This is a genomic window from Amycolatopsis sp. cg5 (genome assembly GCF_041346955.1).
In the GTDB taxonomy this organism is placed as follows: Bacteria; Actinomycetota; Actinomycetes; order Mycobacteriales; family Pseudonocardiaceae; genus Amycolatopsis.
On record NZ_CP166849.1, the window covers coordinates 1,946,882 to 1,972,934 of the forward strand.

A 26,053-nucleotide genomic window follows, 5' to 3' on the forward strand; every position below is an offset into this window, starting at 1 on the left:
CCTCCGAGGGCATAAGACGGTGGACCGGCCAGTAGGCCGGTCGGGCGCAAGTGTAGCCAGCTTCCGGCGCGGAAAGTGCCGCCGGACACGCCCGTTCGGCATAGTGAAACCCATGATCGGCCTTTACCCCGAACTCGAAAGCCACCGGCACGGGATGCTCGACGTCGGTGACGGCAACGAGATCTATTGGGAGGAAAGCGGGAATCCGGACGGAAAACCGGTGGTGTTCCTGCACGGCGGGCCCGGCGGCGGCGCGAGTCCCCGGCACCGCAGGCTGTTCGACCCGGATCGCTACCGGATCGTCATCTTCGACCAGCGTGGCTGCGGGCGCAGCATCCCCCACTGCGGGGACCCGGCTGCGGATCTCGCGTCCAACACCACCTGGCATCTCGTGGCCGACATCGAACGCCTCCGCGAGCACCTCGGTATCGACCGCTGGATGGTGTTCGGCGGCTCGTGGGGCAGCACGCTCGGCCTCGCGTACGCCCAGACTCATCCTGGCCGGGTGACCGAGCTGGTGCTGCGCGGGATCGCGGTGTTGCGGAAGAAGGAACTCGACTGGCTCTACGGCGGCGGCGCCGGGATGTTGTTCCCCGAGCACTGGGCGCGGTTCCTGGAGCCGGTGCCCGCCGAGCGCCGCGGCGAGGACCTGGTCGAGGTGTTCCACGAGCTGCTCTACGACGAGGATCCGCTGGTCCGGACCTCGGCGGCGCTGGCGTGGAGCCGATGGGAAGGCGAGGTGCTCAAGCTGCTGCCCAGCCAGGACGTGGTCGACGCGTTCAGCGACCCCGGCTTCGCGCTGGCCATCGCCAGGATCGAGAACCACTACTTCCGGCACGGCGGCTGGCTCGAAGAGGGGCAGCTGCTGTGTGACGCCGGGAAGATCGCGGGTATCCCGTGCGTTCTGGTCCAGGGAAGGTACGACGTGGTCACCCCCGCGACGACCGCCTGGGAGCTCGCGCAGGTGCTTCCGGGTGCGGAGCTGATCATCGTCGACGACGCTGGACACGCGTTCGACGAGCCGGGCACGCTGCACGCGCTCGTGAGCGCGACGAACCGATTCGCCAACTGAAGGAGCCGTTTAGATGCTGTTCGGTGACGAGCACGTCCGCCGCTACGAAGAGACCGACGGGAAGGAAGGTCACGACTGGAACGGCGGGGTGCCGACCCTGGTGCTCACCACGAAGGGCCGCAAGACCGGCCAGGAGCGCAAGTTCGCGCTGATCTACCAGGAAGTCGACGGCAACCCGGTGATCGTCGCGTCCAAGGGCGGCGCGCCGAACCACCCGGGCTGGTACCTCAACCTGCTCGCCGACCCCGAGGCCAAGGTGCAGATCTGGGGCGACAAGTTCACCGCACGCGCCCGCACGACCGAGGGCGAGGAGCGCGCCAAGCTGTGGCCGGTCATGGCCAAGGTCTGGCCGGACTACGACAACTACCAGACCAAGACCGACCGGGAGATCCCGGTCGTGGTGCTCGAACGGGTGTGACGCCCTAGGCGGGAAACCCGCCCTCAGTGGCCCATCGGCGGGTCCATCGGCTACGAATAGCGCTTGTGCTGATCGGAAACCGATGGACCGCGCTGGACACGCTCACCTTCCGCCAGATGATCGCCTACGGCAGGCGGTTCGTCCGCGCGGGCCGTGGCTTCTGGTTCAGCCTCGCCATCGACGTGGTGTGGCCGTTCCTCGTGCTGTCCACCCGGTTCAGGGTGAGCGGCTCACTGCCGAAGACCGGCGGCGTGCTGGTCGCCTCGAACCACCTCTCGTTCGCCGACCCGACCACGGTGACCGCGTTCTGCCTCGAAGCCGGCCGCGTGCCGCGCTACCTGGCGAAAGCGAGCCTGTGGGACGCGCCGGTGGTCGGCAACATCATGCGCTCCGGCAAGCACATCCCGGTCTACCGCGGCGCGCCGACGGCGTCGGAGGCGTTCCGCGACGCCGTCGCCGCCGTCAACGCGGGGGAGTGCGTCGCGATCTTCCCGGAGGCGACGTTCTCCGACCGCGCCGACCGCTGGCCGATGAAGGGCAAGACCGGCACCGCGCGCATCGCGCTGGAGACCGGCGCGCCGGTGATCCCGCTGGCGAACTGGGGCACCCACGAGCTGCTCCCGGCCGGCTCGTTCCTGCCTCGGCTGCTGCGCCGCAAGACCGTCCACCTCATCGCCGGTCCGCCGGTCCACCTCGACGACCTCGCGGGCCCGAACCCGACGCGCGAGGTGCTGGACGAGGCCACCGCGCGGATCATGACGGCGATCACGTCGCTGCTGGCCCAGGCCCGGCGGGAATCGCCCCCTTCAGCCGGTGAGTGAGAGTAAGTTCCGAAGTATGAGTGCAGACTTCGATGTAGTCGTGCTGGGCGCCGGCGTCGGCGGGTACGTCGCGGCGATCCGCGCTTCGCAGCTGGGGCTCAAGGCCGCGGTCGTGGAGGAGAAGTACTGGGGCGGCGTCTGCCTCAACGTCGGGTGCATCCCGTCGAAGGCGCTGCTGCGCAACGCCGAGCTCGCGCACATCGTCACCAAAGAGGCCAAGACCTTCGGCATCTCCGGCACCGAGAACGTCCGCTTCGACTACGGCGCCGCCTTCGACCGCAGCCGCAAGGTCGCCGACGGGCGCGTCAAGGGCGTGCACTTCCTGATGAAGAAGAACGGCATCACCGAGTTCGACGGCCGCGGTGAGTTCATCGACGACCACACGCTGCGTGTCAACGGCTCGACGATCACCTTCGACCACTGCGTCATCGCGACCGGCGCGTCCGCGCGGCTGCTGCCGGGCACCTCGCGAAGCTCCCGCGTGGTCAGCTACGAGCAGCAGATCATGGAGCGCGACCTCCCCGGCAGCATCATCATCGCCGGCGCAGGCGCGATCGGCGTCGAGTTCGCCTACGTGCTGCACAACTACGGCGTCGACGTCACCATCGTCGAGTTCCTCGACCGCATGGTCCCGCTGGAGGACGCCGAGGTCTCCGCCGAGCTGGCCCGCCGCTACCGCAAGCTCGGTATTCGCGTTCTGACGTCGACCAAGGTCGAGTCGATCGACGACTCGGGCCCGTCGGTGCGCGTGACCGTGTCCTCGAAGGACGGTCAGCAGGTCCTCGAGGCCGACAAGGTGTTGCAGGCCATCGGTTTCCAGCCCAGGGTCGAGGGCTACGGCCTGGAGAAGACCGGCGTCGCGCTGACCGACCGCGGCGCCATCGCCGTCGACGGCCGTGGCCGCACCAACGTCCCGCACATCTTCGCGATCGGCGACGTGACCGCCAAGCTCATGCTCGCGCACGCCTCGGAGTCGATGGGCGTCGTCGCGGCCGAGACGATCGCGGGCGCGGAGACCATGGAGCTCGACTTCGTGATGATCCCGCGCGCGACCTACTGCCAGCCGCAGATCGCGTCGTTCGGCTGGACCGAGGCGCAGGCCCGCGAGAAGGGCTTCGACGTCCAGGTCGCCAAGTTCCCGTTCACGGCCAACGGCAAGGCGCACGGCCTCGGCGAAGCGGCCGGGTTCGTGAAGATCATCAGCGACGGCACGCACGGCGAACTGCTGGGCGCGCACCTGATCGGGCCCGAGGTGACGGAGCTGCTGCCCGAGCTGACGCTGGCGCAGCAATGGGACCTGACCGTGCACGAGGTCGCGCGCAACGTCCACGCGCACCCGACGCTGGGCGAGGCCGTCAAGGAGGCCATCCACGGCCTCGCCGGTCACATGATCAACATGTAGGACTCGTGAGTGGTACGGCCGGTTCTAACCGGCCGTACCACTCACGACCCCTTTATGCTCCGGGTATGCCTAGTGATTTCTCGCTGAAAGCGATGAACGCCATCCACCGTGGCCTGCTCAAGGTCACGGGCGGCCGGGCTGGCTGGTCCGTCGCGAACATGCCGGTGCTGGAGCTGACCACGATCGGGCGCAAGTCGGGCACGCCGCGCAAGGTCATGTTGACCTCGCCGCTGCGCGAGGGCGACGCGATCGTCGTCGTCGCCTCGCGGGGCGGCGACGACACGCACCCGGCGTGGTTCCTGAACCTGCGCGACAACCCCGACGTCGAGGTCGCGCTCGGCGGCAAGCCCGCGCAGAAGATGCACGCCCGCGTCGCCACGGCCGAGGAGCGGGCGCGGATGTGGCCGAAGATCACGGCCGACTACAAGAACTACGCGCAGTACCAGACCAAGACCGAGCGCGAGATCCCGCTCGTCCTCCTCGAAAACGCCTAAAGGGCTCGTGAGTGATACGGCCGGGTAACTAGTCAGGTGGTTGCTGGGTTGGTTGGTAGCCAGGGGTTGCCGGTGATGGCGTTGTGGAGTGCGGTGAGGGTGTGGACGCCGTTTTTGCGGGTGGTGGAGATGTAGGACCGCACTGTGAGCCAGGTGGTGGCTCCGGTGCGGGTGCGCCAGCCGGCGAGTTTGAGTTGGGTTTTGGTCATGCGGATGTCGCGTTCGGCCTGGTTGTTGGTGAAGGGGACGGTCAGGTCGAACGCGAACCGCAGGACGTCGTCGCGGTGGCGGTGTAGTCGTTCGAGCAGGGCCCGGGTTGTGCTTTGGCGGGGTCTGCCGCCTTGTGGGTGTCCGATGTGGTTGCGGGGATGCAGGTTCAGCCCGTCGGCGAGGTGTTTGTCGAAGCGGGTGATCATCGGGTGCAGGACTTCGGCGGGTAGTTCGGGTAGGTCGAGGTCGCGGGCGGTGTGGGCGGCGACGTTGAGTTCGTCGAGCACGCCGATCAGCAGGCCGGGCCAGTCCTGATCGGGGTGGGTTTCGGTGGCGGCGATGAGTTCGCGCTGGTGGTGGGCGTTGCAGAGCGCGTGGACGACCTCGGTGTAGGTGCGGTAGGGGTGCCAGCCGTCGTGCACCGCGATGCCGGCGAAGCCGGGCAGGACACCGAACGCGTCGATCGCGTCGCGGCCGCGTTGGGGGTGCAGCAGATAGGTCGTGAGTTTCTCGGTGGAGGCCGAGTGCAGCCACCATCGGACACCGGCCGCGCGCAGCGCGGTCTCGTCGAAATGCGCCACCGGCGCCCGGCGCACCGCGTCGTGGACGGCGTCGGTGAACGGTTGCAAGGCTGGTGCGACCTGCCGCAGCACGGAGGAGACCCAGCCGGTGGACACGTTCATGCCCAGCACGTCGGCCAGCAGTTGCGCGGCGCGGGCGATCGGGATGTGCTGATAGGTCAGCAGATACGCCGCCAACGCGGTCACGTTCGGCCCGTAACACGCCGGGGCACTCGCCTCGGCCGGCGCGGCCGCGGTGGTCAGCACCCCGCACCGGCAACGCCGCTGATGCAGCCGATGCTCGGTCACCACGGGCGTGATCTCGGGCAGGTCGTGCACCTGACGGCGCACCACATCGGAGCCTGTCACGATTTCTGTGTAAGTCAGAGGTGATTACTTACGTTTTTCAGGTTATCAGAAAGGGAGCCTTCCTGGGAAGAGGCGGGCTAGGGTGTTGAGTGCGACTTTCCAGCCGTGTGTTCCCGTTCCGGATGTTCCGCCGCGTTGACTGGAGATGTTGCGGAGTCCGAGGTAGAGAAGTTTCATGGCTGCGTCTTTGTCGGGGAAGTGTCCGCGGTTCTTGGTGATTTTGCGGAGTTGGAAGTTGATGGATTCGATAGCATTGGTGGTGTAGACGATTTTGCGGAGTTCCGGCGGGTAGTCAAGGAACGGGATGAGGTCATTCCAGGCGTTATGCCACACGTCGATGGCTCCTGGATATTGTTGCCCCCATTTCTTGTCGAATTCGGCCAGGGCGAGTTCGGCGCCTTCGACGGTGGGGGCGCAGTAGATCTCGCGCATCGATGTGGCGATCTTTTTGCGGTCGTTGTAGGACACGAATTTCGAGGCGTTGCGGATGACGTGGACCACGCAGGTCTGCACGACCGTGTCAGGAAAGATCACTTTGATCGCGTCGGGAAGACCGGTCAGGCCGTCGCAGCAGGCGATGAGGATGTCTTTGACGCCACGGTTGCGCAGGTCGGTGACGACCTTCTGCCAGAACTTCGCGGCCTCGGTGTCCTGGATCCAGCAGCCGAGAGCGTGCTTGCGGCCGTCCACGTCGACACCGATGGCCAGGTAGGCGACTTTGGTGGTCACCACGCCGTTGTCTTTGACGCGGATCCGGATTCCATCCACATACAGGATCGGATACACCTCGTCGAGCGGACGTGATTGCCACGCTTTGATCTCGTCGACCACGACATCGGTCACGTTCGATATCAATTCCCGGGAGGCATTCACGCCATAAACTTCCAGCAAATGCGCTTCGATGTCGCGGGTGGTCATGCCCCGGGAGTACAGTGACAGGATCATGTCGTCGATGTTGCCGATCCGACGAGATCGCTTCGGCACGATCGCGGGTTCAAAAGACCCGTTCCGGTCACGCGGAACCTCGATATCGACCGGACCGTTCATCGTCGACACCGTCTTGGTCGACTTCCCATTTCGGGAATTGCCGGAACCGCGACCGGAGGGGTCGCGGCGTCATAGCCTAAATGGTCGGTCATCTCGGCCTGCAGCGCCCGCTCGAGGACCGCTTTGGTCATTTGATTCAGCAAGCCGTTGACGCCGTCGATCGGCGTTCCGGCCGCTTTGGCGTCCTTCAGCGGCGCGTCGATCGTCTCCGGCGAGAACGTCTCCGCCAGCTGCCGCGCCGCCGCCTCGTCACTGCGACGAGGCGATGTGTTCTGCGTCACTCGGTGTCCCTTCCGACCGCCCACCAGGCCGGTCGATCTTGGTACACCCCCGACCTACACAGTTGGCATGACACGCCCCCACATCGACACTGGGCCGGTTCCGCAACCCGGTCCCGCAGCCCGAGCACGCCGACGGCACATGCTCGACAACCCTGTCGGGATTATCGACCAGCTTCAGGTTCGCGCCCGCCGCACCGGGTTGTTTTCCCTTGCCACGACCGGTTTTTCCGCGCAACGACTTCGGTGCCGGCTTGACATACACGTCCTGCGACGGAGGTTTCGACGAGTTACGCGAGTTCGTCCCCAGCTGCCGTTCCAGCTCCGCGACCCGCTCGGTCATCCGGGCCAGCTCAGCCCGCAACGGCTCAATCGTCGCGATCACCGCGGCCTGAGCCACCACCAAGGCAGCAAGTTCGTCATACGACGGACGCTCACTCCCGGCCACGTGGTGATCATCGCAGAACGACGATCACCACGTGACAGAGACCTGACTAGTTACACGGCCGGTTCTAACCGGTCTAAACACTCACGACGCCCTTGACTTCGACCTTGCTTGAGGTACCAGGCTCGTTGTCAGTCAACGAGGAGGTAGCGCATGAAGGTCGCAGGGTTCACCGAGGCAGGCCCGCCCGGGGTGTTGCGGGTGCTCGAAATCGAGGACCCGCACCCCGGCCCGGGGCAGGTCCGGATCAAGGTCAGGGCCGCGGGTGTGCAGCCGTACGACGCCGCGGTGCGGGCAGGCTGGGAGCCGCCGGGTGCGGACCTGCGCTGGCCGCGGGTGCCGGGCAACGAGTTCGCCGGGGTTGTCGACGAGGTCGGCGAAGGGGTCACCGAGGTACGCGTGAACGACGAGGTGCTCGGGTTCACGCAGCTCAGGGCCTACGCCGAATACGTCGTCGTGCCGCAGGATCAGGTGACCGCCAAGCCCGAGGACATGCCGTGGACGGTCGCCGGCGGGTTCACCGCCGGAGCGCAAACCGCGCATATCGCGCTGGAAGTGCTCAAGGTGACCAAAGGCGACACGATCTTGATTCATGCGGCCGCTGGATCAGTCGGCACCGCGGCCGTGCAGCTCGCCACGCTCCAAGGCGCCCGCGTCATCGGGACGGCGAGCGAGACCAATCAGGTCTACGTGCGTTCGCTCGGCGCGACTCCGGTCGTGTACGGCGACGGGCTGCTCGAGCGCGTGAAGCAGGCCGCGCCGGAGGGGGTCGACGCGGTACTTGACGGAGCCGGGGGCGCTGCGCTGGAGGTTTCCCTGCGCCTGGTCGAAGATCGGAGCCGGATTCTCACGCTCGTCGAGCATGAAAAGGCGGCCGGGCTCGGCGTGCGGGTCTCGAAGAGCGGGCGGTCGGCTGAGCGGCTGGCCGAGCTCGCGGCGCTGTATGCGAAGGGAGACCTGAGGTTCCATGTCCGCAAGACGTACCCGCTGAGTCAGGCGGCCGACGCGCATCGTGAGATCGAGACAGGGCATGGCCGGGGTAAGGTCGTGATCGAGTTCGCGTCTTGAATTAAGTGATACTGATAAGTGAATAAGATTCTACTGAATATATGAGATGCGCCAGTGACATGTAGTGGATCTCCGATTAGGCTGCCGTTCCACTAGAGGTGGAGGCAGTCTTGACCGAGTACCTGATCTCCCAGCACGACGGGCGCGCCGAGCGGGCCGAGCAGCTGGCGGCCGTGCGCGCGGGGTACACCTACAAACTTGAGTTCGGGTTCCCGGTGTCCTCCGGTATGCGTGACGAGGACGCGCCGGAGCGCCCGTGGCAGCTCAAGGCGCTGGAGACGCAGGAAAAGGTCCGGCTCAACCTGCGGGTGCTCAAACGCCGTGGCCAGTGGAACTTCGTCAACGACCTCCAGCCGCTCGCGCCGTTGCGGCTGGCCGAAATGGTCAGGCAGGACGACATCGCCGGGCTCGTCGACTACTTCATGCCGGTCCCTGGCGGCACGAAGCGGCACGACCCGGCGAAGACGCTCAAGGAGTTCCAGGAAGTCTTCGCGCTGCTGAAGCCGCCGGACGCGGTCAACTGGTTCGAATCGGACGAGTACTTCGCGGAGAACTTCGTCGCCGGTCCGGACCCGACCAGGCTCGTCCGCCTCGACGAGGTGCCGGGTAAGTTCCCGCTCACCTCGGAACATCTCGCCGCCGTTCCGGAGCTCGACGGTGAGGACCTGGCCGCCGCCATCGCGGCGAAACGGGTCTATTGGGTGGATTACCAGGCCATGTCCGCTTTGGACAATGGTAGGCATCCACAGGCGCCGAAGTACATGTACGCGCCTATGGTGGCGTTCGCGGTGCCCCGTGCCGGCGGGGCACTGCGTCCGTTCGCGATCCAATGTGGACAGGATCCGGCCGGCCGGGACATCTACACCCCGCTCGACGGCTACTCGTGGAAGCTCGCCAAGAACTGCGTGCTCGCCGCGCACAACACCTACCACGAGGTGCTGAGCCACCTCGGCTTCACGCACCTGGTCAGCGAGGCCGTGCTGCTCGCGGCCGTGCGCAACCTCGCCGCGAACCACCCGGTCTCGATACTGCTCAAGCGGCATTTCGAGGGCACGATGTCCATCAACAAGCTCGCCGTCGAGCTGTTGATCCAGCCGGGCAAGGCCGTCGAATACCTCATCGGTTCGGATCTCAAGAGCACCTACCCCTGGCTTGCGAAGCACCGGCTCGCGTTCTCCTTCCGTGGCAACTACTTGCCGAACAAGCTCGCGCGCGCGGGTGTCGACAGCCTCGCGACGCTGCCGCATCACCCATACCGCGACGACGGTCTGCTGGTGTGGAACGCCATCCAGCGCTGGGTCGGCGAGTTCGTCGCCGGGTACTACAAAACGGACGCCGAGGTGCTCGCCGACCACGAACTGCAGGGCTGGGCCGCGGAGGCCGCTTCGCCGACCGGGGGGCACATCACGGACTTCGGGGCGACGCCTGGCCAGATCGGCGATCGTCAAGATCTGGTTGAAATATTGACAATGGTCATCTGGATCGCGGGCCCGCAGCACGCGGTCGTCAATTTCGCACAGAAGGACCATATGTCGTTTCTGCCCGCGAATCCGCTCGCCGGCTATGCCGAAGAGCCGCGCGGCCGTGACCACACCGAAGCCGATTGGCTGGCTCATCTGCCGCCACTTGACGTCGCGGTCCAGCAATTCTGCGTGATGACATTCCTGGGTTCGGTGCACCACACGCTGCTCGGCGACTACGAGGACGACGTCCGTCGTACGCCGATTGCCGTAGCGCAGCGGGCTTTCCTCTCCGACCTGGCCGCGGCCGAGGACGAGATCGCCCAGCGCAACCGGCGCAGGGCTCACTCGTACGAGTATCTGAAACCTTCTCAGATTCCTAATAGCACCAATATTTAACGAAAGCCAGCCCCTTTGGCGGCGGCATATCAGCATCTGGGCATGGATCATCTTCCCGACTTTGGTTGGTGTTCATCTCACTCGTTGCTCCTTAGATTTCCCTCACTACACCCTGTCAGGGGTCACTCGAAGTGAGTGATACGAGATGATGGAGTAACCCATGCGCAGATTCAGCCGAGTCGCTTTGCACTCGGTTCCGGTTGCGGTCGGAGCGCTGCTGCTCTCAGCCAGCGTTTCGGTGGCCCAACCGTCCGCCGCGGATCAAGACGCTGCTCGCACTGACGCCGGAATCAGTGCGCTGCAAGGAATCAAGCAGTCCCTGACGAACGCCGAGCGCAAGCAGTCCAGCGCGCTCGTGGTCGAGAAGCGCCTGCGCCAGGACCAGAACCTCGCTCGCAAGCTGCCGGACTACCGCACCAACCTGAAGACCAGCGGCGACAAGGTCTCCGTCGACATCAAGGCCACTGTGGATGGTGCGCTGCTCGGCGCCATCACCGCGGCCGGTGGCACGGTCAAGGACGCGCAGGCCGACTCGATCCGCGCCGAACTCCCGCTCACCGCTGTCGACAAGATCGCCGACCGCGCGCAGGTCGCCTCGGTCAAGCCCGCCGCGCAGGCCATCACCTGGACCGAGTCCGCGCCGCAGGACCGCCGCCAGCAGGTCGCCAAGCAGGCGATCGCCGCGGCGACAGTGTCCGAAGGGGACAAAGCGCACGGCGCCGACACCGCGCGCACGAAGTACGGCGTGAGCGGCAAGGGCATCAAGGTCTGCGTGCTCTCCGACGGCATCAACTCGCTCAAGAAGTCCCAGGACGCCGGCGAACTTCCCGCCGTGGACGTGCTCCCCGGCCAGGCCGGCAGCGGTGACGAGGGCACCGCGATGCTGGAACTGGTCCACGACCTCGCGCCCGACGCGGCGCTCGGCTACGCGACCGCGTTCACCAGCGAGGCCAGCTTCGCCGCGAACATCCGCGCGCTGCGCACCACCGGCAAGTGCAACGTGATCGTCGACGACGTCGCCTACTTCGACGAGTCGCCGTTCCAGGACGGCCCGGTCGCGCAGGCGGTCAACGACGTCACCGCCGCCGGCGTGCTCTACTTCTCCTCCGCGGGCAACTCGGGCAACAAGACCGACGGCACCAGCGGCTACTGGGAAGGCGACTTCGTCAACTCGGGCAAGAAGATCAGCGGCAAGTCGGGCGTCGCGCACGACTTCGACAAGGGCTCGGCCACCCAGATCTACAACCCGCTCTCGGCCGGCTCGCTCGGCAAGCCGGTGACGCTGTTCTGGTCCGACCCGGCAGGCAAGTCCGCCAACGACTACGACCTGTTCATCCTGAACTCGTCCGGCAGCGTCGTGGCGTCCAGTGAGGACACTCAGAACGGCTCGCAGAACCCGTACGAGATCGTGAGCGTGCCGAGCAGCGGCTCCGGCTACCGCGTCGCGGTCGTCAAGTACAGCGGCGCCGACCGGTTCCTCGCGCTCAACGTGATCCGCGGTCGTTTTGTCGACTCCGGCACGCTGAAAGGCTTCAGCACCAACGGGGTGACCTCCGGTCACTCGTCGGCGGCCAACGCGTTCAGCGTCGCCGCCGCCCCGGCAGCCGCCGCGTTCGGCCGCCCGCTGGAGACCGGTGACCCGGCGAACCCGGCCGGTCCGTACCCCGGCCTGTTCACCTCGGCCAGCAAGAACGAGCGGTTCTCGTCCGACGGCCTGCGCCGCCAGTTCTACACGGCCGCCGGTGCGGCGATCACGCCTGGCAACTTCTCGTCGACCGGTGGCGCCGTCCGGCAGAAGCCCGACATCACCGCCGCTGACGGCACCGCCACCACGGTGACCGGGTTCCAGCCGTTCTTCGGCACCTCGGCGGCGGCCCCGCACGCGGCGGCCATCGCGGCGCTGCTGCTCTCGGGCAAGCCGACGGCGACCCCGGCGCAGATCCGCTCCGCGCTGATCGCCAGCACGATCGACATCGGCGCGCCCGGCGTCGACTCGGTGACCGGCAACGGCATCATCATGGCCGGTCCGGCGCTCGCCGCGCTCGGCGTGACCGCGGTCAACTAGTTCGAGTCCCGCTGAAGGCCGTCACCGCGAGGTGGCGGCCTTCAGTGCTTTTTGACGCAGGCCAGTAGATGGAACGGGAACCGGCCGGTCGGCACGCGGACCCGTTCGTCGAGCGCCAGGCCCGCGTCGGCCAGCAGGCCGATGACCTCGTCGGCGTCGCGGATCCGGAACCCCTGCTCGGCGAAACCCTGCCTGCGCATGCCGTCCGGGTCCCCGATGCCGACCACGATCTTGCCGCCGTCCTTGAGCACTCGCGCGATCTCGCGGAACGCGGCGTCGACGTCTTCGATGAAGTAGATGGTGTTGCAGGTGATCGCGCCGTCGAGCGCGACATCCGGCAACGGAAGTCCGGTCAGCGAAGCGGAATGCAGCTTGAGCCGCGCATCGCCGCGATGCCTGGTGCGCGCGCTGTCGAGCATCGTCTCGGAGATGTCGGCGCCGTGCACCGTCCCGTCCGGACCGACTCCGGCGAGCAGGAGCCTGAGCCCGATGCCGCCGCCGAAACCGAAGTCGGCCACGGTCTCGCCGCCGCGGAGGCGGAGCGCGTCGACCGCGCCGGTGACCGGTCTGGCATTGCCACGGTTGAGCAGGGCACCGATGATCTTGCCGGGCAGGCCGCTGGGATGGCCGAGTTGTCTCGCCACCCCGGCTTTGAAACCGTCAAGAAGACCCATGCTGTGACACTACGCTCGAAGAGAGGATCCGGATGGCTACGGAGAGTCGGACCGCGGTCGTGACCGGGGCGGGCTCGGGGCTCGGCAGGCGCATCGCGCGAGCGCTGCTCGACGCCGGCTACCAGGTCGCGCTGGCCGGGCGCCGCGAGGACGCGCTGCGCGAGACGGCTTCCGAAGGCGCGCTCGTCGTGCCGACCGACGTGACCGACGAGGCTTCGGTCGAGGCGCTGTTCGACACCGTGCGCGCCTCGTGGGGACGGCTCGACCTGCTGGTCAACAACGCGGGCCTGTCGGTGTGGGGGATGCCGGACGAACTGTCCACCGAGGACTGGCGCCGGACCGTCGACACGAACCTGACCGGCTCGTACCTCTGCGCGCGGCAGGCGTTCCGGCTGATGCGCGCGCAGGATCCGCAGGGCGGGCGGATCATCAACAACGGCTCGATCTCCGCGACCAGCCCCCGGCCCGGCAGCATCGCCTACACCGCGACCAAGCACGCGATCACCGGGCTGACCAAGTCGCTTTCGCTGGACGGGCGGCCGTTCGGGATCGCGTGCGGCCAGATCGACATCGGCAACGCGGCCACGGAAATGACCGAGAAGATGTCCCACGGCGTGCCCCAGGCCGATGGCACCCTCAAGGTCGAGCCGACCTTCGACGCCCGCCACGTCGCGGATGCCGTCCTCTACATGGCGGGCCTGCCGCTCGACGCCAACGTCCAGTTCCTGACGATCACGGCCACGACCATGCCCTTCATCGGCCGCGGCTGATAGCCCGAATGTGGCTTTCGTCAGATCCCATAGCCCGAAAGCCACATTCGTCAGATAACACCTGACGAAAGCCACTTTCGGGCTATTACGAGCCTCGGGTGGCGAGGGCCTGGATGAGGAGGTCCAGGCCCTGGTCGAACTCGAGGGCGTGGTCGTAGCCGGCGAGGGTGGGGGAGGCGGCGGCGACCAGCGGGTACTCGGTGGCGTCGATGGGGGAGGCGTACGGCGAGATGGGGACGCCGCCGAGCGCGGGGGTGGTTTCGGCCTCGCGCATGAGGGCGCCGGTGATGTAGGCGACGATCGCGCGGAGCGCGTGGACGGCTTCGTCGCCGTGGTAGCCCGCGTCGGCCAGGGTGGCCAGTGCGCGCTCGACGGGGCGCAGGCCGCTTTCGGTGCCCAGGCGGCGTAAAGCGAGCAGGACGAAGGCGTGGGGGTAGCGGCGGGAGAGGTCGCGGAGCGCGTGGGCTTGGGCGCGGAGGCGGTCGCGCCAGTCGCCGGAGCCGGCCGGGGTGTCGAGCTCGGCGAAGATGCGCTCGCTGACCGCGTCGAGTAGTGCGGCCTTGTTCGGGATGTGGTTGTAGAGGGACATCGTGCCCGCGTCGAGCTCGGCCGCGAGTTTGCGCATCGAGACGGCGTCGAGGCCGTCGCGCTCGATGAGCTTGATGGCCGCGTCGACGATGCGGTCCCTGGTGAGCGCCACTACTGCCTCCTTGACTTACGTACAGTGTACGTGCCACTGTCGTACGTACGGTGTACGTGTGACGAAGGAGTGCGGAGCATGAGCAGGGAAGCCCGGGAAGCGATCGTGCGTGAGCACATGGAGTCGGAGAACGTGCACGCGTTCGACGTCACGCTCGGCACGTTCGAGCATCCGCGGTACGAGCTGATCCCGACCGGGCAGGTCTTCGATGGTGCGGAAGAGGTTTCCGCCTATTACGAGAAGACCCGCGGCGCGTTCCCGGATCAGCGCAACGAGCTGATCTCGCTGCGGCACGCGGACGACGCCGTGATCGTCGAGTTCGACCTGCTCGGCACCCACAAGGGCAGTTTCATGGGCGAGGAACCGACGGGCCGGGAGTTCCGGTGCCGGATGACCGCTTTCTTCCTTTTCGAAGAGGACCGGCTCGTCTGCGAGCGGGTCTACTACGACGTGGCCACAATTCTCACCCAGCTGGGCGTCACTTCCCAGGTAGCGTAAGACAAGTCGCGGGGTGGGGTTCCGTCTAGGACACGGAACCCCACCCCGCGACGTGCTCACCCCCCTACATGCCGGGGCAGGTCTTCCACGCGAAGTGATACGTCGTGGCGATGTTGCCGTCCGTCGAGTCCATGGTCATGAAACTCGTCTTCTTGGGGTCCGAGGTGCCCGCGTCCACGCGCAGCTCGGTGTTGATGTTGAAGTTGCGCCGCTCGCCGCAGGGCGAGTACACGATCGCGGCGACCTCGGTGGTGTCGGTGGCCTGCCAGTCATCGGACAGCGGGCCGTTGTAGACGTGGCTCGTGTAGGCCGTCGGTGACATTCCCTGGAAATAGTAGTTCGCTTTCTCCGTTCCCTTCGCGCCCTTCATCAGGCTGGCGAAACCGCGGTAGTCGGCCGACGCGATCCCGTAGGTGAAGCCCTGCGGCACGTTCACCTTGAGATTGAGCTGGCAGTTCTTCCGCATGTCGGTCGGTTTGGTCCCGGCGCCCGCCTGCGCCAGGAAGTCGCTATAGGTGACAGTGAATGCCTTGTTGTCCGGCGAAACCGCGACGGCCGAGGTTCCGAGCGGGCACCCGGAACCGTTGACCGTCACGATCTCGATGGTGATGTGGTCCGGCGGCGGTGTGGTGCCGGGGGCGCCACCGGGGGGAATGATGATTGTGCTTGCTAATAGGGCAGCGGAGAGCGTGCTGATCATAGAGACGCCTTTCCGACGAAATATTCGGTGATTCGACGGCGGTGATCAACCGTAGCCTTTATTTATTACACCCGCGTACCGCTAAATGGAGTATGGATCTTGACTGTTATATTTCTACGGGCAGGTCTTCCAGGAGAAGTGGTAGATGGTGTTGACGCCGCCATCGATCGAGTCCATTGTCATGAAGCTGGTCGGCGCATCCGCTTTCGCCATTACCCGAACTTCGGCATTGACATTGAAGATGCGCTTTTCGCCACAGGGCTGGTAAACGATTTCAGAGACCTCGGTGGTGTCCGTGGCCTGCCAGTTGTCGTCCGTCGGGCCGTAGAAGGTGTGGGTACGGCTGCCCGTGGCGGAATGCCCCTGGAAGTAGTAGCTGGCCTTTTGCACGCCGGTGGCGTTGCGCTTGAGGTTGGCGTATCCGCGGTAGTCGGCGGACGCGATCCCATAGGTGAAGCCCTGTGGAATGTTGATACGCAACCCGAGCTGGCAGTTCTTGCGGAAGTCGGTGGCGGCGGTGCCCGTGCCCGCCTGTGCCAGGAAATCGCTGTAGGTGACGGTGAACGCGGAGTTGTCGGGGGAAACGGCGACCGCTGCGGTGCCGGGTCTGCACCCGGAGCCGTTCACGGTCACGACGTCCACGGTGATTCTGTCGGGTGGGTTGGTATCCGCGGCGGCGGCCGCGGATACGGGGGAAATGAGAGACAACGCCATGGCGGCAGCAGAAATAGCGCTGATCATGGATGGTCCTTCCGACGTGCGTCCAAAGCGGGGTCGACGGCGGTGCCAAAGCGTAGCGTAATAATCGCAAACCGGGCCACCGCTGAACGGGGGAAGGAAAAACTTCTATGACGCAGTGTGAAATCGTGGGTTCCATTCATAAGGCGACGTCATAAAATTCGTCGAATTCCCGATCTTCGGGAAATGGGAACCATTGGTCATGGGATGATCCGCAAGCGGCGGAACCCATCGAAAAGATCATGAAACATTTCCGTCGTGTCGACGTATTCGTGGAAACCGAATCGCCGCGCCTTCGATCCGTCGGCGAACATGTCGTAGTCCCAGGAGAAAACGAAGTCGGCGAATCCCCAGGCCGAGACCTCGTCGTAGGCGTGGCCGAGACCGTGACGTGCGGCCATGGCGGACCACAGCGCCGCCTTGTCCCCCATCGCATCGTTCAATGACATCGGCAGCGGCGGCGCGACCTCGAGCCCGAAGTACGCGGCGAGCTTCGGCCACAGTTCACTCCATCGGAACAGGTCACCGTTAGTGATGTTGAAGGCCTGGTTCGCGCACCGCGGCTCGGTCGCGGCCCACACCGTCGCCTTGGCCAGTAATCCCGCATCGGTCATTTCGAGCAACGCGTCATACGCGCCGGGCTTGCCGGGGAACCGCATCGGGACGCCGAGTTCGGCGCAGATCGACGCGTACACCGCGATCGACAGCGCCAGGTTCATCGGATTCCCGAGCGCGATCCCGCCGACCACGGACGGCCGGATGGCCGACCACGACCACGCCTTGCCCGCTTGCCGTGCCTCGAGGAACCGTTGCTGGTCCACGTTGAACTCCGGCGGCATGTGTCCGGCGTCGTCCTCGCGCGCCGGCGTCTTGAACGGGCCGAGGTGCGCGCCGTAGACCTTGTAGCCCTGCATCAGGCTGACGTGCGCGAGCCCCGGTGCGACCGGCTCGATCGCGTCGACCACGTTCGTCAGCATCGCCAGGTTCGGCGCGACGAGTTCCGCCCAGCTCGGGCGTTCTTGATAAGCCGCGTAGAAGACATGCGTGACTTCGGTCAGCGGCGCGAGCTTCGCGGTGGTGTCCTCGGCGTCGAGCAGGTCGACGGCCACGTACCGGACGCGCTCCGAAGACTCTCCGCCGCGCCGCGAGAGGCCGATGATCTCCCAATCGCCGAGCCCGGCGAGGTGGTCGATGAGATTGCGGCCGATGACCCCGTTCGCGCCGACGACCAGCGCGACCTTGCGTTCTGTTCCCATACCGACGATCTTGGGCTCGCCCATGACATAAGTCCAAGGCATCTTCTTCACGGATGGCATAAGCTGTGTTCATGGCAAGCTTGCGGCAGCTGGAATACCTGGTCACGGTGGCCGACGAGGGCTCGTTCACCCGGGCCGCCGAGGTGCTGCACGTGACGCAGCCCGCGCTGTCGCACCAGATGCGCGCGCTGGAACGCGGTGTCGGCGGCCCGCTGCTCGAACGGCTGCCCCGCGCGGTCCGGCTGACCCCGATGGGCCGCGCCATGCTTCCGCACGCCCGCGCCGCGCTCGCCGACGCCGAACGCGCCCGCTGCGCCGCCCGCCAGGCGTCCGGCCTCGAACACGGCGAACTCCAGATCGCCACGGTGTATTCGGTGAGCCTCGGAGTGCTGCCGCCCGCGCTACGTGCCTGGCGTCGTGAGCGGCCCGGCGTCGACATCCGCCTATTCGAGTACCGCCACGCCGACGAGCTGCGCGACGCCATGCTCGCCGGCGAGGCCGACATCGCGGTCGGCCCGCCGCCCCAGGCCTGGGACGGTCCGATGTGGACACTCGGGACCGAGGAGTTCGTCGTGGTGCTGCCCGCGGACGGCGCGACCGAAGGCGACGACGGCACGGTCGATCTCGCCACGCTGGCGGACTGCGCGTGGGTGCACTACGCGCCGGGCAACGGCCTCGCCGAGATCGTCGACCAGGCCTGCGGCACGGCCGGGTTCCGGCCGAACGCGGCCGTGCGGACCGAGCAGTCCGCCACCGCGCCGATCCTCGCCGCGGCCGGACTCGGCCCCGCGCTGGTGCCCGCCAACGTCATCCCGCCGCGGTTCGACGGCCGAGTCCTCCGGCCGAAGGAGCCGATCCGGCGCGACCTCGTCGCATACGCGCGCGGCGGCGCGGACCCGTTGACCGCCGGTTTCGTCGAGGTGCTGCGCAAGAAGGCCTGCGTGCTACCCGCGCACGTGACGAAGCTGCTCAGTGCCGGGTGACCGACGTCAGATCGACCCCGGTCAGCGGATTGGCCTTCACGCCGCTCACCTTGAGCGGCCAGACCGCGTGCCCGTGCCCTGACCACAGCGGCGCGACGGGAAGGTCGCGCAGCAGCTGGTTTTCGGCGAGCCGGTACAGCGGCGGGCTGTCGGCCGCCGGTGCCGCGTCGGCGGTGGCCAGCAGGTCCGCGAAGCCAGGGTCGGTGTAGCCGGCGGCTTTCGCCAGCGCCGCGAGCGGCTCGTGCGGACTGACCGTCTGCAGGCTGAGTTCCAGCACGGACGGCCCGTCGCCCGGTTTCACCGCGACCTCGACGCCGAGCGTGCTTTGCAACTGCGTGGCCAAAATCGGCGTCCACTGGGTCTCGCCGTAGAGGGTGGTGGCTCCCGTGAAACCCGACTGCGCCAGCAGGTTCTTGGCCGCGGCCGGATCGTGCGTGCAGGGACGGCAGGTCCCGGACCGTTCACCGGTCGCGGGCGGCAGCAGCGAGCGTGCCGGATCCACCTGATGGGCCAACGGTCCGGCTTCCAGCGCGTCCCGGTCGACGGCCATGGCGAAGGCGTGCCGCACCGTGGCATCCGCGAACCTGCCCGTCGCGGGGAACTTCAGGTAGGTCGCTCCCGGCAGCGCCCACATGGCGTGCAGCTCGGAGTGCATCGCGTCGTGCCGGGAACCCGGCACCGTGGTCGCCAAGTCGATTTCGCCCGATTTGGCTTGGTCGTACTGGATTTCCGGATCGAGCACCTGCAGCTTGACCTTGCCGGTGCCGGCCACCTTGACCAGCTCGCCGCCGTGATCCCAGCGTCCCGCCAGCTTGAACGGCCCGTTGCCGATCGGGTTCAGCGCGAACCCCGCCCAGTCCTTCGACTTCAGGACGCTTTCGGGCAGTGGATACAGCGCCTGCGCGGCGAGCACCGCAGGAACTTGCCCGAACGGGCGATGCAGCACGATCTTGATCGTCGACGGATCCGGCGCCGTGATTTCCTTGGCAGGCAAGGTCTCCTGGAGCACGGACGCACCCGGCCAGCTCCCGGCCGCCAGCCGCACCGCGTCCCAGGTGTCCACATAGGACTTGGCGGTGACCGGAGTGCCGTCGTGGAACGTGCCAGGTCGCAGCTTGACGGTCCAGGTCACCTGATCGTCGCTGGTCACCGACTCGGCGGCGGCCGGAGTCGTCTTGCCGGTCGCCGGGTCGTACCCGACGAGCGGGGTCCACAGCGCGGCCGCGACCATCCGCCCGGCCTGGTCGCGCAGGTCGGCGGGCAGCAGGCTCGACACCGGGCCGACGCCCACGGTCAGCACGTCGGGGTCCGGTGGCGTCGAGGTGGAGCAACCGGTCAAAACGAGCGCGGCGGCGAGCAGGGCGGCGAGTCGCATGGGCTTTTCCTACCAGTTGAGTTCCGACCAACGTCTGTTGTTTCCGGTGAAAGTCGGTCCTAAGGTCGAATTGATCATCCTGGGAGGTTTGTCGTGCGCGCGTTCCGTACGGGTCTGGTCCTGCTCACCGCCGCCGTCACGCTGGTCGCCACCGGTCTGCCCGCCGCGGCCTGCGATCGCGACGAGAAACCGCAAGCCCCGTCCGCGCGGGTGAAAGGCGCGCCTGGCGCGGTCAAGAACGTCCAGGCCGTCGGCAATCTGCCCGACGCGGCGGGCGCGATCTCGCTGAACTTCCTGTCGATCGGCCGGCGGGACGTCATGGTGGTCTCCGGCGAGTTCGGCCTGAAGTCCTACGACCTGGCCAATCCGGCGGCGCCCAAGCTGCTCGGGACGCTGAGCCTGCCCGGACTCTGGGAGACCGAGGACACCGAGGTCGACGCCGAGCGCAACCTCGTCTTCCTCTCGCGTGACCCGCGCGCGTTCGGCGGCACCACGCACACCGGCGAATCGGGCATTTACGTCGTCGACGTGTCGCGCCCGGAGAAGCCGACGATCCTGAGCTACGTCAAGGTGCCCGCCGGGCACACCACGAGCTGCGTCGACGGCTGCCGCTACCTGTGGACCGGCGGCCCCGCGAAGGCCGACAACATGCCCGCCGACTGGGGCGGCCGCCCGATCTGGGTCACCGACGTGCGCAACCCGCGCAAGCCGGTCGTCAACCCGAACCCGATCGAACTCGCCCGCAACGACGGCAAGACCGACTACGTGCACGACGTCCAGGTCGACGCCGAGGGTGTCGCCTGGGTGTCCGGACGCGGTGGCGTGCGCGGGTACTGGACCAACGGCATGCACCGCGACCCGGTCGCGGGGGGCTTCCGGCTGGCGACCGCGCAGAAGCCGATTCCCTATGCGGGCGGCGGGATCAGCGAGACGGCGGCGCCGTCGAAGTTCATGCACAACAGCCTGCGGCCGCTCGGCCCGCGTGGCCGGTTCGGGCAGCTGCTGTACGCGACCGAGGAGAGCTTCGTCGACGGCTGCGCCGGCGACGGCGTGCTGACGATCTCGTCGCTCGACGGGTCGTACGGCGGCGAAGGCTGGCGCTCGACGCCGGACAAGCCGTTCCGGCTGAAGACTGTGGGAACCTGGGGAGTCGCGGGCCAGGAGGGGAGTGACCCGACGTCGGCCGACTGCTCCGCGCACTACTTCGACCTGCGCGGCAACGTGCTCGTGCAGTCGTTCTACGAGCAGGGCACCCGGTTCCTCGACGTCAGCGACCCGACGAACCCGACGCAGATCGCGTACTTCCGTCCCGCGGACGCGGCGGCCTGGGCCCCGTACTTCCACCGCGGTTACGTCTACGTCGCCGACAACGCGCGCGGCGTCGACATCCTCAAGCTCCAGGCGTAACGGGATAAAGCGGGCTTTACTCCACGGGATAAAGCGGGCTTTACTCCGGGGAGTAAAGCCCGCTTTATCCCGGTCCTAACCTCGCAGCCAGACCGCCGTGTCGGCGGGGAGGCGGCCGTTGTCGAGGGGACCGCTGGCCAGGAGGACCTCGCCGGTGATGTCGACGGGCGCGCCGGAAAGGTTGACCACGCAGGAGAATTCGGCCGAGCGACGGAACGCGAGCACGTCCGGCTCCGACGGCAGCCACTCGATCGAGCCGTCGCCCAGTTCCGCCCCGCGTAGTCGCAAAGCCGACCGGTACAGCGAAAGCATCGACCCGGGATCCTCGGACTCGGCGGCGACCGTGTAGTCCGCCCAGACCGCGGGCTGCGGCAGCCACGACGACTCGCCGAAGCCGAACGGCGGCTCCGAGCCCGACCACGGGATCGGCACCCGGCAGCCGTCACGGCCGGGGTCCGCGCCCTTGGTCCGCGCGAACACCGGGTCCTGCCGCAGCTCGTCCGGGATGTCCTCGATCTCCCACAGTCCCAGCTCTTCGCCCTCGTAGACGTAAACGCCGCCGGGTAACGCCATCGCCAGCAGCGCGGCGGCCCGTGCCCGCCGGGTGCCCATGGCGAGATCCACCGGCGTCCCGTGCAGCCGGTCCGCGAAGCTGAACCCGGTGTCGCCGGACCGGCCGTACCTGGTCACCGGCCTCGTCACGTCGTGGTTCGACAGCACCCACGCGGCAGGCGCGCCGACCTCGTCGTGCGCCGCGAGCGTCCGCGTGATGACGTCACGGAACCGCGCCGCGTCCCACGGGCACACCAGGAAGTCGAAGTTGAACGCCGAGTGCAGCTCGTCGCGCCGGAGGTACCGCGCGGCGCGGCCCATGTCCGGCAGCCACATCTCGGCGACCAGCACGCGTTCACCCGCGTAGCTGTCCGCGATCTTGCGCCACGACCGGTAGATGTCGTGCAGCCCGTCGAGGTCGGAGAACGGCGAAAACCCTTCCACCGCGGCGAGATCGGGCAGCGACGGGTCCTTGACCAGTCCGTCGGCGACGTCGATGCGGAAGCCGTCGACACCACGGTCGAACCAGAACCGCAGTATGTCCTCGAACTCCGCCCTGATCTCCGGGTTGTCCCAGTTGAAGTCCGGCTGCCGCGAGCTGTAGAGGTGCAGGTACCACTCCCCGTCGGGCACCCGCGTCCACGCCGAGCCGCCGAACCGCGACGGCCAGTCGTTCGGCGGCTCGGAGCCGTCCGGACCACGCCCCGGCCGGAACCAGAACCGTTCCCGCTCAGGCGATCCCGGCCCGGCGGCCAGCGCGGCCTGGAACCAGCGGTGCTCGTCCGAGCAGTGGTTCGGGACGATGTCGATGATCACCCGGAGGCCGAGCTCGTGCGCCTCGGTGATCAGCGCCTCCGCCTCGGCGAGCGTGCCGAACGCGGGCTCGATGTCGCGGAAGTCGGCGACGTCGTAGCCGCCGTCGTCCATCGGCGACGGGTACCACGGCGTGAACCAGATCGCGTCTATGCCCAGCTCCGCCAGGTACGGCAGCCGCGAGCGCACCCCCGCGAGATCGCCGACGCCGTCGCCGTTCCCGTCGGCGAAGCTGCGGATGTAGACCTGGTAGATGGCGGAACCGCGCCACCAGGATTCGGTCACTTGCCCCTCCTATCCTTTGAGACTGCCTGCGGTGAGCCCGGCGAGAATGTGGCGCTGGAAGGCCAGGAACAGCAGGACCATCGGCACACTGGCCAGCACGAGCCCGGCGACGAGCAGGTTCAGCGGCATGTCGATGGCCACCCGCTGGAGCATCACGCTCAACGTCTGCTTCCCGGTGTCGGGGAAGACCAGCAGCGGCCAGATGAAGTCCTTCCACGCGGTGACCACGGCGAAGATCGACACCACGGCGAGGATCGGCCGCGACATCGGCAGCACGATCCTGGCCATGATCCGCACCGGACCGGCGCCGTCGATGGTGGCCGCCTCGACGATCTCGTCCGGTATCTGGTCGAAGAACCGTTTGAGCAGATAGATGTTGAACGCGTTCGCCGCCGCCGGGAGCCAGATCGCGGCGGGGGAGTTGAGCAGCCCGAGGTCCGCGACGGTCACGTAGGTCGGCACCAGCAGCGCGGCGGCGGGCAGCATCAGCGTCGCCAGCATCAGGCCGAGCACGAGGTTGCCGAGCTTCGGCCGGAGCTTGGACAGCGCGTACGCCGCGGGCACGTCGACGGCGAGCTGCACCAGCCACGCGCCGCCGGCCACCACGATGGTGTTCAGGAAGTACTTGCCCAGGTCCATTTCCTTCCAGGACTGGACATACGTCTCCGGATGCCACTGCTCGGGCACGAGCGTCGGCGGCACCTTCGCGAGTTCGCTCGACGACTTCATCGCGCCGGTCACGGCCCAGTACAACGGGAACAGGAAGGCGATCGTGAACAGCACCAGCGTCAGCACGAGCACGACCCAGTAGATCGTCTTGCCCTTGCGGCTGCGCAGTTGCGACGGCGAGATCAGAGTCCTCACGAGGCCTCCTTCGTCAGCCTGACGTACATGGCCGAGAACACGCCGAGCGCCACGAACAGCAGCACGCTCATCGCGCTGGCCGAGCCGAAGTCGTTGTACACGAACGCGTACCGATAGAGCAGGAGCAGCACGGTGACGGTCGAGTCGTCCGGCCCGCCGCCGGTCATCACGTACGGCTCGGTGAACACCTGCATGGTCGCGACCACCTGCAGCAGCAACAGCACCAGCAGCACGAACCGCGTCTGCGGGAACGTGACGTGCCGCAGCCGCTTCCACATCCCGGCGCCGTCGAGCTCGGCCGCCTCGTACAGCTCACCGGGGATCGTCTGCAGCGCGGCCAGATAGATCAGCGTCGTGCTGCCCATGTTGGCCCAGGTCGACACGAAGACCAGCGAGAGCATGGCCGTGGTGCTGGAGTCCAGCCACTGCGAGGTCGGCAGCCCGACGGCGTCCAGGCCCTGGTTGAACAAGCCGGAACCCGGGTCGTAGAACCACTTCCACATCAACGCGGTGACCACCGGCGGCAGCATCACCGGCAAGTAGACGACAAGCCGGAAGTACGCCTTCGCGTGGCGGAGTTCGTTCAGCAGCACCGCCGTCAGGAACGGTACGAAGAAGCCGAAGACCAGCGCGAGCCCGGTGAACAGCAAGGTGTTGCGCCAGGCGACGCCGAACAGCGGATCCTCGAACAGCTTCGTGAAGTTCCCGAAACCGACCCACGACGGGTCGTTGACGAAGTCGACCTGCTGGAAACTCAGCAGCACCCCGCGCACGATGGGATACCAGGAGAAGATCGCGAAGCAGGCCAGCGCGGCGCACAGCAACCCGTACGCGGTCAGGTTTTCCTTGATCTTGCGCCGCAGCCGCAGGTTCGCCGAGGGCCGAGCGGCCCGCGGGGTGACCGCGGGCCGCTCGAGAACGCTACTTGACCTGGGCGAGGACACTGTTGACCTTGGACTCGGCCGACGCCAGCAGCTGATCGATGTTGGCATCCTTGTCGGTCAGCACCGCCTGCATGACACTGTCCAGCGCGGCGTAGATCTGCTGCGCGTTCGGCGGCTCGATGCTGCCCTTGATCTTGGTCGCGGTGTCCATATAGGACTTGTAGTTCGCCGCGGGCACGTTCTGGTACTTGAGCTTGACCTGCTCCTGCTGCTCACGCACCGCGCCCTGCCAGATGTCGGGGGTGGGCGGCGCAGGCAGGCCGACCGGCTGCTTGCCATCGGCGAACGTCTTGACGTACGGGTCGAACCGGTCCGGGTTGAGGAACTTCCACTGGATCCAGGTGAGCCCGGCCTTGATCTTTTCGGGCGACGCCTTCGGGTTGACCATGTAGCCCTCGCCGCCGAGCAGCGTGCCCTGGCTGCCGGGAAGCCCTGCGAGGCCGTAGTCCTCGTACTTGCCGTTGAACTGCTTGACAAGCACCGGGACGTTGTCGGGGGCGGCCATGTACATGCCGAGCTGACCCGCGCCCATCATGCGCTGCACGTCCTGCGCTTCGAGCAGCTGCTTGCTGCCCATGGAGTCGTCCTCCCAGCGCATTTGGCGCAGGTAGTTCAGCGCTGCCTTGCCCTTGTCGTTGTTGAAGTCGGCCTTCCACGAGTCGCCGTCCTTGCGCGCGATCTGGCCGCCGAGCGAGTAGAGCCAGCTGGTCATGTGCCAGCCGCCCTGGTTGTTCTTGCTGTAGTCGGCGTATCCGACGGTGCCGTTGCCGAGCGCGGCGATCTTCTTCGCGGCCGCGCGGACCTCGTCCCAGGTCTTCGGCGGGTTGTCCGGGTCGAGCCCGGCCTTGGTGAACAACGGGCGGCTGTAGAGCAGGCCCATCGAGTAGTTGGCCGTCGGGAGGCCGTAGAGCTTGCCGTTCGCGTCACGGAAATTGTCCAGCAATTGCGGCTGGATATCGTTGATGTGCGGGAGGGTCTTCGCGACTTCCGTGATGTCCGCGGCCTGCCGACGCGCGATGATCTGGGCCGGGTCGGTGAAGTAGACGTAGTAGACGTCCTCGAGCTGACCGCCCGCCAGCTTCGCCGAGAACGTCTTCGGGTCCATGAACCCTTCGTGCGGCTCGAGATCGATGTCGGGATGCGACGCCTCGAACTCGGCCACGTCCTTGTCGAATACCTGCCGCTCAAAGGCCTGCGTCTGCGGCGGCTGGCCGGTGATGGTGACTTTGACCTTGCCGCCCGCGGCCTTTTCCTCGGTGCCGGACGAACACGCGGTGGCCGTCGCGAGACACGCGACGGCCGCCACGGCCAGGGTTCTGCGGATACGAAGGCTCTGCATGGGTGCCTCTTCTCGCGGTACAGAGTGATGGCAGTCACCCTAAAGTG

General features: G+C 67.0%; 24 protein-coding genes and 1 pseudogene. 12 read left to right on the forward strand and 13 right to left on the reverse strand.

Annotated elements, in window-relative coordinates; all coding sequences use genetic code 11:
• The first annotated feature begins 112 nt into the window (after positions 1-112).
• The 5 genes from pip to AB5J62_RS08890 all read left to right on the forward strand — a co-directional run bounded on the left by pip (position 113) and on the right by AB5J62_RS08890 (position 4,207).
• The gene (pip, locus tag AB5J62_RS08870; protein WP_370947653.1) at positions 113-1,072 is read left to right on the forward strand and encodes a prolyl aminopeptidase; all 960 of its coding nucleotides are present in this window, start codon (positions 113-115) and stop codon (positions 1,070-1,072) included.
• 13 nt (positions 1,073-1,085) lie between these two features.
• The gene (locus AB5J62_RS08875) at positions 1,086-1,490 is read left to right on the forward strand and encodes a nitroreductase family deazaflavin-dependent oxidoreductase (protein ID WP_370947654.1); all 405 of its coding nucleotides are present in this window, start codon (positions 1,086-1,088) and stop codon (positions 1,488-1,490) included.
• Between the two features lie 71 nt (positions 1,491-1,561).
• On the forward strand, positions 1,562-2,311 hold the full coding sequence (locus AB5J62_RS08880; RefSeq protein WP_370950217.1) for a lysophospholipid acyltransferase family protein: 750 nt from the start codon (positions 1,562-1,564) through the stop codon (positions 2,309-2,311).
• Positions 2,312-2,327: 16 nt separating this feature from the next.
• Positions 2,328-3,713, forward strand: coding sequence for a dihydrolipoyl dehydrogenase (lpdA, locus tag AB5J62_RS08885; RefSeq protein WP_370947655.1), 1,386 nt, complete (start codon positions 2,328-2,330; stop codon positions 3,711-3,713).
• A 65-nt stretch (positions 3,714-3,778) separates the two neighbouring features.
• Entirely contained in the window at positions 3,779-4,207 is a 429-nt protein-coding gene (locus tag AB5J62_RS08890; RefSeq protein ID WP_370947656.1) for a nitroreductase/quinone reductase family protein, read from the forward strand.
• Positions 4,208-4,239: 32 nt separating this feature from the next.
• On the opposite strand, the gene AB5J62_RS08895 is transcribed toward AB5J62_RS08890, so the two are convergent.
• From AB5J62_RS08895 to AB5J62_RS08905, 3 genes and pseudogenes are all read right to left on the reverse strand, one after another.
• The gene (locus AB5J62_RS08895) at positions 4,240-5,346 is read right to left on the reverse strand and encodes an IS66 family transposase (RefSeq protein WP_370947657.1); all 1,107 of its coding nucleotides are present in this window, start codon (positions 5,344-5,346) and stop codon (positions 4,240-4,242) included.
• A gap of 45 nt (positions 5,347-5,391) precedes the next feature.
• A pseudogene (locus AB5J62_RS08900) lies at positions 5,392-6,623 on the reverse strand (IS256 family transposase).
• Between the two features lie 19 nt (positions 6,624-6,642).
• Positions 6,643-7,119, reverse strand: a complete 477-nt coding sequence (locus AB5J62_RS08905; protein WP_370947658.1) for a DUF6444 domain-containing protein — start codon at positions 7,117-7,119, stop codon at positions 6,643-6,645.
• Positions 7,120-7,269: 150 nt separating this feature from the next.
• On the opposite strand from AB5J62_RS08905, the gene AB5J62_RS08910 reads away from it, so the two are divergent.
• From AB5J62_RS08910 to AB5J62_RS08920, 3 genes are all read left to right on the forward strand, one after another.
• Positions 7,270-8,184, forward strand: coding sequence for an NADP-dependent oxidoreductase (locus AB5J62_RS08910; protein ID WP_370947659.1), 915 nt, complete (start codon positions 7,270-7,272; stop codon positions 8,182-8,184).
• A 110-nt stretch (positions 8,185-8,294) separates the two neighbouring features.
• Positions 8,295-10,043, forward strand: a complete 1,749-nt coding sequence (locus AB5J62_RS08915; RefSeq protein WP_370947660.1) for a lipoxygenase family protein — start codon at positions 8,295-8,297, stop codon at positions 10,041-10,043.
• A 160-nt stretch (positions 10,044-10,203) separates the two neighbouring features.
• The gene (locus AB5J62_RS08920) at positions 10,204-12,108 is read left to right on the forward strand and encodes a S8 family serine peptidase (protein WP_370947661.1); all 1,905 of its coding nucleotides are present in this window, start codon (positions 10,204-10,206) and stop codon (positions 12,106-12,108) included.
• A 41-nt stretch (positions 12,109-12,149) separates the two neighbouring features.
• On the opposite strand, the gene AB5J62_RS08925 is transcribed toward AB5J62_RS08920, so the two are convergent.
• Positions 12,150-12,782: a methyltransferase domain-containing protein gene (locus tag AB5J62_RS08925; protein WP_370947662.1), complete on the reverse strand. Its 633-nt coding sequence runs from the start codon at positions 12,780-12,782 to the stop codon at positions 12,150-12,152.
• Positions 12,783-12,814: 32 nt separating this feature from the next.
• Here AB5J62_RS08925 and AB5J62_RS08930 point away from each other — a divergent pair, with 32 nt between their 5' ends.
• The gene (locus AB5J62_RS08930; RefSeq protein ID WP_370947663.1) at positions 12,815-13,552 is read left to right on the forward strand and encodes an SDR family oxidoreductase; all 738 of its coding nucleotides are present in this window, start codon (positions 12,815-12,817) and stop codon (positions 13,550-13,552) included.
• A gap of 85 nt (positions 13,553-13,637) precedes the next feature.
• Here the strand turns inward: AB5J62_RS08930 and AB5J62_RS08935 are convergent, their stop codons facing one another.
• On the reverse strand, positions 13,638-14,252 hold the full coding sequence (locus AB5J62_RS08935; protein ID WP_370947664.1) for a TetR/AcrR family transcriptional regulator C-terminal domain-containing protein: 615 nt from the start codon (positions 14,250-14,252) through the stop codon (positions 13,638-13,640).
• 78 nt (positions 14,253-14,330) lie between these two features.
• Here AB5J62_RS08935 and AB5J62_RS08940 point away from each other — a divergent pair, with 78 nt between their 5' ends.
• Complete coding sequence (locus tag AB5J62_RS08940) at positions 14,331-14,750, forward strand: ester cyclase (protein WP_370947665.1); 420 nt, start codon at positions 14,331-14,333, stop codon at positions 14,748-14,750.
• 64 nt (positions 14,751-14,814) lie between these two features.
• On the opposite strand, the gene AB5J62_RS08945 is transcribed toward AB5J62_RS08940, so the two are convergent.
• The 3 genes from AB5J62_RS08945 to AB5J62_RS08955 all read right to left on the reverse strand — a co-directional run bounded on the left by AB5J62_RS08945 (position 14,815) and on the right by AB5J62_RS08955 (position 17,444).
• Complete coding sequence (locus AB5J62_RS08945) at positions 14,815-15,450, reverse strand: DUF4360 domain-containing protein (RefSeq protein ID WP_370947666.1); 636 nt, start codon at positions 15,448-15,450, stop codon at positions 14,815-14,817.
• 114 nt (positions 15,451-15,564) lie between these two features.
• Entirely contained in the window at positions 15,565-16,191 is a 627-nt protein-coding gene (locus AB5J62_RS08950) for a DUF4360 domain-containing protein (protein ID WP_370947667.1), read from the reverse strand.
• A gap of 197 nt (positions 16,192-16,388) precedes the next feature.
• Positions 16,389-17,444, reverse strand: coding sequence for an SDR family oxidoreductase (locus AB5J62_RS08955; RefSeq protein WP_370947668.1), 1,056 nt, complete (start codon positions 17,442-17,444; stop codon positions 16,389-16,391).
• A gap of 71 nt (positions 17,445-17,515) precedes the next feature.
• On the opposite strand from AB5J62_RS08955, the gene AB5J62_RS08960 reads away from it, so the two are divergent.
• On the forward strand, positions 17,516-18,427 hold the full coding sequence (locus AB5J62_RS08960; RefSeq protein ID WP_370947669.1) for a LysR family transcriptional regulator: 912 nt from the start codon (positions 17,516-17,518) through the stop codon (positions 18,425-18,427).
• Here the strand turns inward: AB5J62_RS08960 and AB5J62_RS08965 are convergent.
• Entirely contained in the window at positions 18,414-19,802 is a 1,389-nt protein-coding gene (locus tag AB5J62_RS08965; RefSeq protein WP_370947670.1) for an ABC transporter substrate-binding protein, read from the reverse strand. The genes AB5J62_RS08960 and AB5J62_RS08965 overlap by 14 nt on opposite strands.
• A 93-nt stretch (positions 19,803-19,895) precedes the next feature.
• Here AB5J62_RS08965 and AB5J62_RS08970 point away from each other — a divergent pair, with 93 nt between their 5' ends.
• On the forward strand, positions 19,896-21,209 hold the full coding sequence (locus AB5J62_RS08970; protein WP_370947671.1) for an LVIVD repeat-containing protein: 1,314 nt from the start codon (positions 19,896-19,898) through the stop codon (positions 21,207-21,209).
• Positions 21,210-21,284: 75 nt separating this feature from the next.
• Here AB5J62_RS08970 and AB5J62_RS08975 read toward each other — a convergent pair whose 3' ends face one another.
• Genes AB5J62_RS08975 through AB5J62_RS08990 form a run of 4 tightly spaced genes read right to left on the reverse strand, consistent with a single transcriptional unit; the run spans position 21,285 to position 26,006 of the window.
• Positions 21,285-22,859 (reverse strand): glycoside hydrolase family 13 protein, encoded by a 1,575-nt coding sequence (locus AB5J62_RS08975; protein ID WP_370947672.1) that lies wholly within the window; start codon positions 22,857-22,859, stop codon positions 21,285-21,287.
• A gap of 9 nt (positions 22,860-22,868) precedes the next feature.
• A complete protein-coding gene (locus tag AB5J62_RS08980) occupies positions 22,869-23,723 on the reverse strand; it encodes a carbohydrate ABC transporter permease (protein WP_370947673.1) in 855 nt (284 codons plus the stop codon).
• Positions 23,720-24,667 (reverse strand): carbohydrate ABC transporter permease, encoded by a 948-nt coding sequence (locus AB5J62_RS08985; protein WP_370947674.1) that lies wholly within the window; start codon positions 24,665-24,667, stop codon positions 23,720-23,722. The genes AB5J62_RS08980 and AB5J62_RS08985 overlap by 4 nt, the downstream gene beginning before the upstream one ends.
• On the reverse strand, positions 24,645-26,006 hold the full coding sequence (locus tag AB5J62_RS08990) for an ABC transporter substrate-binding protein (protein WP_370947675.1): 1,362 nt from the start codon (positions 26,004-26,006) through the stop codon (positions 24,645-24,647). Before AB5J62_RS08990 ends, AB5J62_RS08985 begins: the two co-directional genes overlap by 23 nt.
• Positions 26,007-26,053 lie beyond the last annotated feature (47 nt).

Bases quoted from the DNA above. Each gene is read 5' to 3' on its own strand.
- pip (WP_370947653.1), top strand. From the start codon at position 113: ATGATCGGCCTTTACCCCGAACTCGAAAGCCACCGGCACGGGATGCTC.
- AB5J62_RS08875 (WP_370947654.1), top strand. From the start codon at position 1,086: ATGCTGTTCGGTGACGAGCACGTCCGCCGCTACGAAGAGACCGACGGG.
- lpdA (WP_370947655.1), top strand. From the start codon at position 2,328: ATGAGTGCAGACTTCGATGTAGTCGTGCTGGGCGCCGGCGTCGGCGGG.
- AB5J62_RS08890 (WP_370947656.1), top strand. From the start codon at position 3,779: ATGCCTAGTGATTTCTCGCTGAAAGCGATGAACGCCATCCACCGTGGC.
- AB5J62_RS08910 (WP_370947659.1), top strand. From the start codon at position 7,270: ATGAAGGTCGCAGGGTTCACCGAGGCAGGCCCGCCCGGGGTGTTGCGG.
- AB5J62_RS08920 (WP_370947661.1), top strand. From the start codon at position 10,204: ATGCGCAGATTCAGCCGAGTCGCTTTGCACTCGGTTCCGGTTGCGGTC.
- AB5J62_RS08925 (WP_370947662.1), bottom strand. From the start codon at position 12,782: ATGGGTCTTCTTGACGGTTTCAAAGCCGGGGTGGCGAGACAACTCGGC.
- AB5J62_RS08930 (WP_370947663.1), top strand. From the start codon at position 12,815: ATGGCTACGGAGAGTCGGACCGCGGTCGTGACCGGGGCGGGCTCGGGG.
- AB5J62_RS08940 (WP_370947665.1), top strand. From the start codon at position 14,331: ATGAGCAGGGAAGCCCGGGAAGCGATCGTGCGTGAGCACATGGAGTCG.
- AB5J62_RS08945 (WP_370947666.1), bottom strand. From the start codon at position 15,450: ATGATCAGCACGCTCTCCGCTGCCCTATTAGCAAGCACAATCATCATT.
- AB5J62_RS08950 (WP_370947667.1), bottom strand. From the start codon at position 16,191: ATGATCAGCGCTATTTCTGCTGCCGCCATGGCGTTGTCTCTCATTTCC.
- AB5J62_RS08955 (WP_370947668.1), bottom strand. From the start codon at position 17,444: ATGGGAACAGAACGCAAGGTCGCGCTGGTCGTCGGCGCGAACGGGGTC.
- AB5J62_RS08960 (WP_370947669.1), top strand. From the start codon at position 17,516: ATGGCAAGCTTGCGGCAGCTGGAATACCTGGTCACGGTGGCCGACGAG.
- AB5J62_RS08965 (WP_370947670.1), bottom strand. From the start codon at position 19,802: ATGCGACTCGCCGCCCTGCTCGCCGCCGCGCTCGTTTTGACCGGTTGC.
- AB5J62_RS08990 (WP_370947675.1), bottom strand. From the start codon at position 26,006: ATGCAGAGCCTTCGTATCCGCAGAACCCTGGCCGTGGCGGCCGTCGCG.